This window comes from Actinoplanes sp. GCM10030250 (assembly GCF_042666575.1).
Taxonomy (GTDB): Bacteria; Actinomycetota; Actinomycetes; order Mycobacteriales; family Micromonosporaceae; genus Actinoplanes.
Genome location: NZ_JBHTDO010000026.1, coordinates 146,865 through 159,161, shown reverse-complemented (window position 1 = coordinate 159,161; position 12,297 = coordinate 146,865). Strand labels below are relative to the sequence as shown.

8 protein-coding genes and 1 pseudogene are annotated in these 12,297 nt (G+C 69.4%); 5 read left to right on the top strand and 4 right to left on the bottom strand.

The window, feature by feature from the left end; genetic code table 11:
• Positions 1 to 71 precede the first annotated feature (71 nt).
• Positions 72 to 1,025, bottom strand: coding sequence for a GNAT family N-acetyltransferase (locus ACFQV6_RS29350; protein ID WP_378030840.1), 954 nt, complete (start codon positions 1,023 to 1,025; stop codon positions 72 to 74).
• Between the two features lie 96 nt (positions 1,026 to 1,121).
• On the bottom strand, positions 1,122 to 3,239 hold the full coding sequence (uvrB, locus tag ACFQV6_RS29345; RefSeq protein WP_378030839.1) for an excinuclease ABC subunit UvrB: 2,118 nt from the start codon (positions 3,237 to 3,239) through the stop codon (positions 1,122 to 1,124).
• Positions 3,240 to 3,793: 554 nt separating this feature from the next.
• Between uvrB and ACFQV6_RS29340 the strand changes: the two genes are divergently transcribed.
• Positions 3,794 to 4,165: a hypothetical protein gene (locus tag ACFQV6_RS29340; RefSeq protein WP_378030838.1), complete on the top strand. Its 372-nt coding sequence runs from the start codon at positions 3,794 to 3,796 to the stop codon at positions 4,163 to 4,165.
• Positions 4,166 to 4,169: 4 nt separating this feature from the next.
• Positions 4,170 to 7,313: a caspase family protein gene (locus ACFQV6_RS29335; RefSeq protein ID WP_378030837.1), complete on the top strand. Its 3,144-nt coding sequence runs from the start codon at positions 4,170 to 4,172 to the stop codon at positions 7,311 to 7,313.
• Positions 7,314 to 7,346: 33 nt separating this feature from the next.
• Here ACFQV6_RS29335 and coaE read toward each other — a convergent pair whose 3' ends face one another.
• Positions 7,347 to 8,555, bottom strand: a complete 1,209-nt coding sequence (coaE, locus tag ACFQV6_RS29330; RefSeq protein ID WP_378030836.1) for a dephospho-CoA kinase — start codon at positions 8,553 to 8,555, stop codon at positions 7,347 to 7,349.
• A 232-nt stretch (positions 8,556 to 8,787) separates the two neighbouring features.
• The gene (rpsA, locus tag ACFQV6_RS29325) at positions 8,788 to 10,308 is read right to left on the bottom strand and encodes a 30S ribosomal protein S1 (RefSeq protein ID WP_378030835.1); all 1,521 of its coding nucleotides are present in this window, start codon (positions 10,306 to 10,308) and stop codon (positions 8,788 to 8,790) included.
• Between the two features lie 332 nt (positions 10,309 to 10,640).
• Between rpsA and ACFQV6_RS29320 the strand changes: the two genes are divergently transcribed.
• The 3 genes and pseudogenes from ACFQV6_RS29320 to ACFQV6_RS29310 form a co-directional block, all read left to right on the top strand.
• Positions 10,641 to 11,441, top strand: coding sequence for a class I SAM-dependent methyltransferase (locus ACFQV6_RS29320; RefSeq protein WP_378030850.1), 801 nt, complete (start codon positions 10,641 to 10,643; stop codon positions 11,439 to 11,441).
• A gap of 163 nt (positions 11,442 to 11,604) precedes the next feature.
• Positions 11,605 to 11,811, top strand: a complete 207-nt coding sequence (locus ACFQV6_RS29315) for a DUF2945 domain-containing protein (RefSeq protein WP_378030834.1) — start codon at positions 11,605 to 11,607, stop codon at positions 11,809 to 11,811.
• Positions 11,804 to 12,127: pseudogene (locus ACFQV6_RS29310) on the top strand (DUF3140 domain-containing protein); the annotation flags it as partial. The gene ACFQV6_RS29315 and the pseudogene ACFQV6_RS29310, both read left to right, overlap by 8 nt.
• Between the last annotated feature and the right edge of the window lie 170 nt (positions 12,128 to 12,297).

Sequence of the window (12,297 nt, the reverse complement as noted above, 5' to 3'; positions counted from 1 at the left end):
CGCTCAGCCCCGGCGCCCGCTCAGCCCCGGCGCCCGCTCAGCCCCGGCGCCCGCTCAGCCCCGGCGCCCGCTCAGCCAGGGCCGCTGGTCCCGGGTGACGCCTGATCAGCCTGATACCGAGCCCGCCGCCCCATGTCCCGAAACCCGAGCCGCCGATAGAGGCCGGCAGCCGGATTGTCGACGTTCACATCGAGCCAAGCCTCACCAAACCCCGCGGCGGCCATCCGCCCCAGCGACTCGCAGATCAGTGCACCCGCCAGCCCCGCGCCACGAGCCGCCGGCACTACACCGACCTGAACGATCCACCCCTCCGCCGCCGTCACAAATCCCACATCACCGCGCCCCGGCAAGCTGACCAGCAACGACCAGTCCGCCCGAAACCCGTCGTCCCCTTCGTTCTCAGCAACCCACTTCCGCACCGGAGGATCCGGAAACCCCGGACGCTCCCGAAACGCCGCCGCATAAACAGCATGAAACCGCCCCGCGTTCCGCGCGTCCCACTCCTGCAGCACAGCCCCGTCCGGCCATACCGCCGCCGTCCGCCCGTTAGCGAGATCAACCCGCATCACGTCCTCAGCGAACACCTGGCGGAGCCCTCGCGCCGCGAAAAGCTTCTCCGCCGCAGCAGTCAGCCCTTCCGTCTCCAAAGTCACGACGCCCCCGCCCTCGCCCCCAGCACCAGCACCAGCACCAGCACCAGCACCAGCGGACGCAGCAAGCCCGTGGCCGACCGTGCCAGCCGTCAGACCGAGGTCGAGCAGCTTCGAGCCGATCCCCCGACCACGCGCCGCCGGATCCACCAGCCCAGTGATCACCGGCCCGCCCTCGCCGGGACGGACCGCGACCGCACCGTCCAGCCGCCCGTCAGGTCGACGGGCCACGAAGGTCACCGTCCCCGCAGCAAACCAGCGCCGCCGAAGGAACCCGGCCTCGGTTGCCAGTGGCAACCCGCCGTCCGCCTCCCAGCACCGCTTCGCCAGCTCGACCAACTCGGCCTCGGCCACCGCCCCCTCGACAATCGTCATGCCGCCACCTAAGCAGTCGTCATGCCGCCACCCAAGCGATCGTCGCCACCACGCAGGCAGCCGTCATGCCGCCGGCCCAGGCGACGAGCCAAGGGCTTATTTCACCCCGGCCATGTCCATGCCGCGTAGTTCCTTCTTCAGTTCGGAGATCTCGTCGCGGATCCGTGCCGCCAGCTCGAACTGCAGCTCGCGCGCGGCGCCCAGCATCTGGTCGTTGAGGTCCTGGATGAGCTGGGCGAGATCGGCGCGGGCCATGCCCGCTCGGGCGGTGCCGCTGCCGGCTCGTGCCTTCGACCTGGTTTCCGGCACTGGTGCCTTGCCGCGCGACATCTGCCGGCCGGCGCCGCCGACCATCGGGCCCGACACGGCCGCTTCGGTGTCCTCGGCTTCCTTGTAGATGTCGTCGAGGATGTCGTGGATCTTCTTGCGGAGGGCCTGGGGCTTGATGCCGTTGGCCTCGTTGTGCGCGATCTGCTTGGCCCGGCGGCGGTCGGTCTCGTCGATTGCGTCCCGCATCGAGGGCGTGATCTTGTCGGCATACATGTGGACTTCGCCGGAGACGTTACGGGCGGCACGGCCGATGGTCTGGATCAGCGAGCGGCCGCTGCGCAGGAAGCCTTCCTTGTCGGCGTCGAGGATCGCGACGAGGGAGACCTCGGGAAGGTCGAGGCCCTCACGGAGCAGGTTGATGCCGACGAGCACGTCGTAGTCGCCCTTGCGCAACTCCTTGAGCAGCTCCACGCGGCGCAGCGTGTCCACCTCGGAGTGCAGGTAACGCACCCGGATCCCGTTTTCCAGGAGATAGTCGGTCAGGTCCTCGGACATCTTCTTGGTGAGCGTGGTGACCAGAACCCGCTCGTCCCGCTCGGTCCGCAGCTTGATCTCGTGCATGAGGTCGTCGATCTGGCCCTTGGTGGGCTTCACCACCACCTGCGGATCGACCAGGCCGGTCGGGCGGATGACCTGCTCCACGAACTCACCCTGGGCCTGCTGCATCTCCCACGGGCCGGGAGTCGCGGAGAGGAAGACCATCTGGGCGACCCGCTCCAGGAACTCGTCGAAGCGCAGCGGCCGGTTGTCGGCGGCGCTGGGCAGACGGAAGCCGTGCTCGATGAGGATGCGCTTGCGGGAGGCATCGCCCTCATACATCCCGCCGATCTGCGGGATGGTCACGTGCGACTCGTCGATGACGGTGATGAAGTCGTCGGGGAAGTAGTCGAGGAGCGTGTAGGCCGGGTCGCCCGGAGCGCGGCCGTCCATGTGCATCGAGTAGTTCTCGATGCCGTTGCAGAAGCCGACCTGCCGCATCATCTCGAGGTCGTATGTCGTACGCATTCGCAGGCGCTGGGCCTCGAGCAGCTTGCCCTGGCGCTCCAGCTCGGCGAGCCGATCGGCCAGCTCGGCCTCGATGTCGCGGACCGCCCGCTCCATCCGCTCCGGGCCGGCGATGTAGTGCGAGGCCGGGAAGATGATCAGCTCGTCGACCTCACGGATCACGTCGCCGGTGAGCGGGTGCAGATAGTAGAGCTTTTCCACCTCGTCGCCGAAGAGCTCGACCCGGACGGCCAGCTCCTCATATGCCGGGATGATCTCCAGCGTGTCGCCCCGCACCCGGAAGGTGCCGCGCTGGAAGGCCATGTCGTTGCGGGTGTATTGGATGTCGACCAGCCGGCGCAGCAGCTTGTCACGGTCGACCTCGCCGCCGACCTTGACCCGGACGGCACGCTCCACATACTCCTGCGGGGTGCCGAGGCCGTAGATGGCGCTGACCGTGGCGACCACGATGGTGTCGCGCCGGGTGAGCAGGGACATCGTCGCCGAGTGGCGCAGCCGCTCGACCTCCTCGTTGACCGACGAGTCCTTCTCGATGTAGGTGTCGGTCTGAGCGATGTACGCCTCGGGCTGGTAATAGTCGTAGTAGCTGACGAAATATTCGACGGCGTTGTTGGGCAGCAGCTCGCGGAACTCTTTCGCCAGCTGGGCGCAGAGCGTCTTGTTGGGCGCGAGCACGAGCGCGGGCCGTTGCAGGCGCTCGATCAGCCAGGCCGTGGTGGCACTCTTGCCGGTGCCGGTGGCGCCGAGCAGGACGGTGTGGCGGTCGCCCGCGCGCACGCGCCGCTCAAGTTCGTCGATCGCAGCGGGCTGGTCACCAGCCGGTTGAAAGTCGCTGACGACCTCGAACCGGCCGTCGAGTCGTGGGATGTCGAGCGCCATGCCAACCACCGTACGTCGGGGGTACGACAAGTTTTCGAAGCGGCGTGCGGAGGGTGCACATTCCCCCGGGCTCGGCGGCATTGTCGGGCTTTACCTGCCCGCCTATCGTTGGCGGGTAGGCCGCTCGCGGCGGCCGCCAGGCGCCGACGGATCATCAACGGTTCGCGGCGCCGCACAGCGGTAGATGTGCCCCGGACGCCCCGGCGTGCGCACCCGCAGTGGGTCGCGTCCAAGCGCTGACCGGCCGCCGCGAGAGCTTCCAAACACCAACCCCCAGCGCGCGAGCCGCGAGCACGAGAGCCGCCGACGAGAGAGCGCGAAAGCCGCCAACGCGAGAACGCGAAAGCCCCCGGCGAGAGAGCGCAAGAGCCGCCGGCGGAAGAGCCGCGAAACACGCCCGCGCCGACCATTCCCGGACAACCAGCCACGCCCACCACCCACTCCCCCAAACCACGCAAACGGTCGCCCACGTCACATCGATGACGGCCGAGCACGAGTGGGCGACACGGAAAGTACGCGGTATGTTACGGACAGCTCAATCATGGAGGGGTGCCATGGCCTTGACGCTGACCGTGCCCGATCGCCTGGAGCTCCACAGCCTGTATGACTGGCTGCGCCACGACCGGGACCTGGCGCGCACTACGACCGTGACGATGTCCTCCTCCGGCCGTGTGCCCGGCGAGCAGAGCACGCTCGACGTGATCGACGTCGTCCTCAGCAACGCGACAGCGATCGCCGCCCTCGCGGTGTCGATCGCGAGCTGGAGGCTGGCCCGGCGCCAGGAGACCGAGGTGACGCTGCGCCGCGGCGATCGTGAGCTCACCACCGACGCCGCCGACGCCGGCACCGTGGAGAAGGTGATCCTCGAGCTTTCCGGAGAGCCCGACCACCCGGACGACGAGGGGACTCCGGGCGGCAAGGAGTGAGGGCATGCGGCTCGGCGACCCGCAGTTGTCCCGCGCCGTACTCATCGGCGCCTCCGCTTATCAAGCTCTGCCGGACCTTCCCGCGGTCAAGCAGAACATCGCCGACCTCCAGCGGCTGCTGACCGATCCGAGCGTCTGGGGCCTGCCCGAGTCGCACTGTGTCGCGCTCGTCGACGTGGAGTCGGTCGAGGTCGTCCTGGACGCGCTCCACACCGCGGCGCAGAGCGCTACCGACACGTTGCTCGTCTACTACGCGGGCCACGGCCTGCTCGACCAGTCGATGAACCTCCGCCTCGCGCTGCCGGCGTCGGATTCGAAACGGCTCTACAAGTCTCTGCAGTACGAGGACATCCGCCAGGAGCTGCGGGACGCCACTCAGTGCCCGGCCAAGGTGGTGATCCTGGACTGCTGCTTCAGCGGGCGGGCCATGAACGGCCGGATGGGGCGAAGCGCGGACATCGCCGACCAGGCCGCCGTGGAGGGGACCTGGCTGGTCACCGCGTCGGCCGAGCACGCACCGGCCCTGTCGCCGCCGGGCGAGCCGCACACCGCCTTCACCGGTGAGCTGATCAGGCTGCTCGATCACGGCATCGCGGGCGGGCCTCCGCTGCTGGACGTCGACACGCTCTACCTGACGATGCACCGCGAGCTGAGGGCGAAGCGGCGGCCGGAGCCGCAGCAGCGCATCGACCATCACGGCGCCCAGATCGTGTTCGCCAGAAACCGCTGGCACGCGAGGGGCGGCCGGCGGGCGGAGATACGGGCGAGTGGGGGCGGGCCGGAGGAGACAAGCGCGATCGCGGGCGGGACCCGGTCCGCGGCGCTGGACCGGCTCCGGGAGATCCCCCGCTCCCTGGCCGACCTCACCAGCCTGATCGACGACCTGCGGGCCGCCGGGAAGACGGACGAGGCCTCTTCGCTGTTGCAGGCGGTGGGCCGGCACCGGGACGCGCAGGTGGTCGCCGCCACCCTGGCCCGGTGTGACCAGGAGGGCCGGAGCGACGACGTCGGCGCGATCCTCGACGGGCTGGCGATGCGGAGCGCCCGGCACAGTGTCGAGGTGCTCGACGTCCTCAGCCAGGTGGACGCACAGGCCGCGTCCCGGGCGGTCCTCGAGCGGGAGAGCGACGCGACCGCCGACCGCCTCGCCGAGATCGTTGACCTGCTCACCGCCTCTCCGACTCTGAACGGCCTGGTCGAGGCGCTGTTCGACACCACGCTGGCGTCCGCCGCCGACGACCCCGGCCGGGTGGTCGACATCCTCGGCGCGCTGCTGCTGCGCAAGGTGCCGACAGCGGCCGAGCGGCTGGCGGATCTCTGCCGGACCAGGGCGAGCGACGCCGACATCGCCGTCATCGCGGACGCCCTGCGGGAGAGCGGGCGGGACGCGGCGGCGTTCCGTCTCTACCCGTCGGCTCTGGACGTTCTCGCGGGGCGGCACCCGGATCAGGTCGCGATGCTGGCGGCGGGCCTGCGTCGGCACGGCGACGAGCGGTCGTCGATGGAACTCGCGGTCAAGGCAGCGGAGGTACGCCGTACCGGCGCGGACCGCGCGGACCTGCTCGTCTCCTTCCGGTCCGTCGACGGGCTGAACGAGGAGATCGCCTGGATCACCGACACCTTCGCGGGCGAGCCGGAGGGTTCCGCCCTGGAGGATCTCGCGGACGCGCTCAGGCAGCGCGGCGGCGATACCGTGGCCCTCTACCTGTCCGCGCTCGGGCGGCAGCCGATCGCTGTGGTCCTGAGGCAGGTCAACGAGCTGGTGACCAACGGGCGGGTGCTGGACGCCTTCGCGATCCTCGAGCAGGCCGGCGCCACCCGGCCGGCCGATGAGCTGGACCTTCTCACCGCCGGGCTGGAGGACACCCCGGAGTTCAGCCGCCAGCAGCGGACCTTCGCCGCGGTGCTGGCCCGGCGGGACTGCGCCGTCGACCTCTACCGGCTCCTGCACCGCCGTAAGGACGGCCGCTTCCGGCTCTTCCGGGCCCAGCTGATCAAGCAGCCGCCGCCGATCTTCTTCGACATCCTGGTGGAGCTGATCCTGGCGGCCGACGCGGACCTCGGCGGCGATCTGCTGCGGTCCGCGGCCGACGAGAGCGACTACGTGGTGGCCGACGAGCTCGTCCGGTACGCCGACCACGACACCGCCGAGATCCTGATCCTGGCCGCCGCGGGCCTTCCCGACCTCAAGCGCATCGTCCACGCGCTGCGGCGCCGGGGCTTCCACCTGCAGTACCAGACCGAGTACGCGGCCAAGCTCCTGCTGCGCCAGTCCGACCGGGTCATCGTCGTCGTGGTCTCGGCGCTGGTGACCGCCGACGCCGGCCCGCCCGCCGTCCGCGCCGCCAGGCGTTTCGCGGCTCTGCCGACCCGATGGGTCGCCTACCTCCTGTACGCGCTGACCCAGCGGACCACCCGCTCCGTCCTTTCCGGACCGGAGTCGGAGGCGATCTCCGCGCGCGGGATCCTGGCGATGACCGCCGACTACCCGCCGGACCGTGCCACCAAGTTCGCGTACTGGCTGCGGTATTACCGGATGGAGGAGGCGATCGACGACTTCGTCGGCGTGTGGATCCCCAAGCATCACACCGGCGTCGACGCCTTCATCTTCGCCGCCGTCCTGGACGAGCAGTTCGGCAGGCACCTGAGCGAGCGGGTCCTGCAGAACCGGGCCTACCTGCCGCAGGAGTTCTGGCGGAATTCGATCACCACGGCGGTGTCCGAGGTGCTGCACCACGCGCGCACGGTGAGCAAGTCGCTGCACCGCTTCCCGGTGCCGGCGTCGGTCACCCAGCGGCTCGTCACCCGCGGGGCCGTATCGGCCGCCGACTGCTGCCTGCTGGTCATCGAGTTCCGGGCGCTCTGGTCCGGCGAGGTGGTCTTCACCGAGTCGTTCGTCCGGTACGGCACCGAGAACCCGTGGTCCTACGCCAAGCTCGCGCAGGCCGACCACGTCGCCCGTTACGACCGGAGGCTGTGGCTTACCAGGAACGGTGTCGGTTTCGTGGCGCCGTGGTCGCTGCGCGCCGACGAGGACGCCCAGGCCCTCTCCGAGATCATCGAACGCGTCCGCGTCCGCGTGCACGAGGTCCGAGCCCGCTACCTACAGCTGGGCATGAAGATCAAACAGGGCGAGATCGAGGCCTGAAGATCAAGCAGGGCGGAAGCGAGGGCTGCAACATCAAGCAGGCCGAGATCGAGGGGTGACCCGGCCAGGCTGCCACCCGGTAGCCGCCGCCCAGTCATCCGCCGCACGCGCCTCCGCCTCGAACCACGGCTCCTTCGCCACCGCGTACTCCGCACGGTCCGGATGCCGCTCCGCCAGCTCGATCTTCGCCGCCGCATAGGCGTCCCGCGCCTCCGGCACCGCCCGCAGGTGGTCGCGGATCAGCAGCGCGAACCGCCAGCCCGGCGAGCCGGTCACCCGGACGTGCAGGTTAACCCGGTAGCCCGGGTCGGCGCAGCCGTGCATCCGCTTCGGCCACGTCCCGCCGGGCACACCGTGTGCGTTGTCGGTCCACTCCCCCGATCGGCGCGGGAAGCCCAGCTCGCCCAGCCGGTCGGCGAGCGCGTCCGCCTCGCCCAGGGTGCGCACGCTCAGCATCAGGGCCACGACGTCCTTCGCCGGGAGGCCGGGCACCGCTGTGGAGCCGACGTGGTCCACCTCGACATCCGCGCCGAGCCCGTGCCTGATCCGCGCGCTCAGCCGGGCGGCCACCCGCGGCCACTCCGGGTCCGGTGGCACGATCCGCAGGCCGGACCCCTTCGGCGCGGAACGCCGCAGTCGCACGTTGCGCTCGAACTCGACGAGCCGGTCACGCCACAGCTCGTCCACCTGGTGGTGCAGCCGGTCCAGGTCAGCGTCGTTGACCAGGACCACGTCGCCGGCGACACTGCGGGTGGCGTCGTCGGTCTGTGCATCGATCCGGGCCGCGGCCTCAGCCGCCGTCATGCCACGCAGGCGGGTGAGACGCTCCAGGCGCAACTCGCGGTCGGCTGCCACGACGACAACCATGTGGTACGAGGAAGCGAGCCCCGCCTCGACCAGCAGTGGCACGTCGTTGACCACGATCGCGTCCGGCGCCGCACCATGGGTCAAATCCGCCGTACGCGTCCGCACCCGCGGGTGGATGATCCGCTCCAGACCGCGGCGGGCCTCCTCGTCGCCGAAGACCTTCCTCCCCAGCGCCGGCCTGTCGAGCTCACCCGCCGGTGTCAGCACGCCCGGCCCGAAGAGCGCGACGATCTCGGCGAGGCCGTCGGTGCCGGGGCGGACCACCTCCCTGGCGAGCACGTCAGCGTCGATGATCACCGCACCGCGCTCGGCCAGCCGTGTGGCGACGGCACTCTTGCCGGCACCGATGCCACCCGTCAGACCGACCTTCAGCATGAGACGCCCATCAGCATGAGATGAGTATCCCGGTGCCGCCCCCCGCGCGCGGCCCGAGAAGGCCGGTCTTCCAGAGACGGCGAAAGGCCGCCCCGACCTGAGTCGGCGCGGCCCGAGAAGGCCGGTCTTCCGGGGACGGCGAAAGGCCGCCCCGACCTGAGTCGGGACGGCCTTTCCGGGTACTACCGGCTGGCTTGCGCCTCCGGGTATTACCGGCTGACTTGCGTCAGGTTCAGCTCTTGCCGCCGGCCAGCTTCTCGCGCAGAGCCGCGAGAGCCTCGTCGGTGGCCAGGGTGCCGGCCGGCTCCTCGGCGGAGCGCGCCGGGGCCGACGAGCTCGTGGAGGAGGAGGTCGACGAGGAGGTCGACGACGAAGAGGTCACGCCACCGGCCGGAACCGGGTTGAGCGCGGCCTCGGCGTCGGCCTCGCGAGACGCCTGAACCTGCTTGGTGTGGGCCTCCCAGCGCTCGCGGGCGTCGGCGTACTGCTTCTCCCACGTCTCGCGCTGCTTGTCGAAGCCCTCGAGCCACTCGCCCGTCTCCGGGTCGAAGCCCTCCGGGTAGATGTAGTTGCCCTCGTTGTCATACGTAGCGGCCATGCCGTAGAGGGTGGGGTCGAAGTGCTCCTCGCCCTCAACGAAGTTCTCGTTGGCCTGCTTGAGCGACAGCGAGATCCGGCGACGCTCCAGGTCGATGTCGATGACCTTGACCAGAACGTCCGACCCGACCTGCACAACCTGCTCGGGCAGCTCGACGTGCCGCTCGGCCAGCTCGGAGATGTGCACCAGGCCCTCGATGCCGTCGTCGACGCGGACGAACGCACCGAACGGAACGAGCTTGGTGACCTTACCCGGCACGATCTGGTTGATCGCGTGGGTCCGGGCGAACTGACGCCACGGGTCCTCCTGCGTCGCCTTCAGCGACAGCGAGACGCGCTCGCGGTCCAGGTCGACGTCGAGAACCTCGACCTCGACCTCCTGGCCGACCTCGACAACCTCGGACGGGTGGTCGATGTGCTTCCAGGAGAGCTCCGAGACGTGCACCAGACCATCCACGCCACCCAGGTCCACGAAGGCACCGAAGTTGACGATCGAGGACACGACGCCCTTGCGGACCTGGCCCTTCTGGAGCTTGTTGAGGAACTCGGTGCGAACCTCGGACTGCGTCTGCTCGAGCCAGGCCCGGCGGGACAGAACCACGTTGTTGCGGTTCTTGTCCAGCTCGATGATCTTGGCCTCGAGCTCGCGGCCGACATACGGCTGGAGGTCGCGGACACGACGCATCTCGACCAGCGAGGCCGGCAGGAAGCCACGGAGGCCGATGTCGAGGATGAGACCACCCTTGACGACCTCGATGACCGAGCCGCGGACGACGCCGTCGTCTTCCTTGATCTTCTCGATGGTGCCCCAGGCGCGCTCGTACTGAGCGCGCTTCTTCGAGAGGATCAGACGCCCTTCCTTGTCCTCCTTGGTGAGGACGAGGGCTTCGATGTGGTCACCGACCGACACCACTTCCGCGGGGTCCACGTCATGCTTGATCGACAACTCGCGCGAGGGGATGACACCCTCGGTCTTGTAGCCGATGTCGAGCAGGACCTCGTCCCGATCGACCTTGACGACGGTGCCTTCGACAATGTCGCCGTCGTTGAAGTACTTGATGGTCTCGTCGATGGCTGCGAGGAATGCTTCCTCCGAGCCGAGGTCGTCGACGGTGACCTTGTTGGCGCTCGAGGTGGCCTCGATGCTGCTCGTCATGTGGACTGTTGCTCCGAACGGATGGTGTCGTGGTGTCTCGCGCGCTCGAGGAACTGCCACCGATAGCGGCACGAACGAAGGAGAAGACGACCAACCCGAGAGCAGTCAGATCAACGCAGTCGATCATGCCGAGACCGACGACCGCGGAGCCTGCTCCCTGCCGAGGCACACGATCCGCGAGCGCATCGACTAGCTTACCGTGCGCATTACCACAGGTTGCAAGCCCTCCTGAGTACCGAGGCACATTGTCGGGTTCGAACCGGTCATCATGTCCGATATGAGCCGATTAAGGACAGGTGACACGCCTGTCGTACCGTTGCTGGGTGACCCAGATGCACACCGCCGAGACCTCGCCGCCCACCCTCACCGAGGCGGAGGTCCGCCGAGGGAACCGCACCTGGTGGGATCTCGACGCCGACGACTACCAGGATGAACACGGCAACTTCCTGGGTGACGTCGACTTCGTCTGGTGCCCCGAGCGGCTGCGAGAATCCGACGCTCGCCTGCTGGGACCCGTACACGGAAAAAAGATCTTGGAACTCGGTGCCGGCGCCGCGGCAGCCTCCCGGTGGCTGCACGGCGAAGGCGCCCACCCGATTGCCCTGGATCTCTCGGCGGGCATGCTGCGGCATGCGCGTGATGCAGCTCACCGCACGGGGGTACGGGTACCGCTCGTCCAGGCCGACGCGCTGTCCCTGCCGTTCGCGGCGAACGCGTTCGACATCGTCTGCACCGCCTTCGGCGCGATCCCGTTCGTGGCAGACTCCGCCGCCGCCATGCGCGAGGTCGCCCGCGTGCTGCGCCCCGGCGGCAGCTGGGTGTTCTCGGTGACCCACCCGATGCGCTGGGTCTTCCTCGACGAGCCCGACCAGCGCGGCCTGCTGGCCCTCAACTCGTACTTCGACCGCTCCCCCTACATCGAACGCGACGAGGCCGGCGAGGTCACCTACCTCGAACAGCACCGCACGCTGGGCGACCGGGTGCGCGAACTGGTGTCGGCCGGCTTCGTCCTGCGCGACCTGGTCGAACCCGAATGGCCCGACGGTCACCACCAGGAGTGGGGCCAGTGGAGCCCGATGCGCGGCCGGCTCTTCCCCGGCACAGCCATCTTCGTCTGCGACCTCCCGGCCTAGCCCCCGCGCCTCCTCCCCAGTTCCCGCGACCTGCCCACGTCGTTCCCGCGACCTGCCCCCGTCGTTCCCGCGACCTGCCCCCGTCGTTCCCGCGACCTCCCCGCGTAGCTTCTGCGCCTCCCCCGCGTAGTTTCTGCCTGCTCAGGCCGGGTATGCGACGGTCATGGCTGAGTTGAAAAAGGGCGACGACGTTTCCTGGAAGAGCCACGGCGAGACCGTCGAGGGCACCGTCGAGCAGAAGATCACCAAACGGACGGAGGCCGCCGGCCGCACCGTGGCAGCCTCCCCGGACGAGCCGCAGTACAAGGTCAAGAGCGACAAGACCGGCCGCGAGGCCGTACACAAGCCGGAGGCGCTGAAGCATGGCTGACACCGACGTGTACGCCGAATTCCGCGACGCCGTCAACATGACCCCCGCCGAGCTGCGAAAATGGCTCGGCACCGAGGAGTCGAAGGAGGTCGGCCAGAAGTCGTCCTCCGGCGCCGAGTCAGTAGGCCACGACTCCGGCCGAAAAATCGTCAAACTCCTCGACACGAAAAAATCCGACCTCACCGACGCCGACGAGGAACACATGCGCAAGGTCGTCGGCTACGTCCACCGCCACCAGGCCCAGCGCCCCAACGGCGACGTCTCCGAGACCCCGTGGCGCTACTCCCTGATGAACTGGGGCCACGACCCCCTGAAGTAACGGCCCCGTCCCAGCTCAGCCCGACCCGGCCCGCACCCCTCACGCCCAGCCCGGCCCAGCCGGCCCGCACCCCTCACGCCCGGCCCGGCCCGCCCGGCCCAGCCCGGCCCGGCCCACCAGCTGGCCCCCAGCGGCCCCTCACCGCCCAAAACACACCACTCACGCCC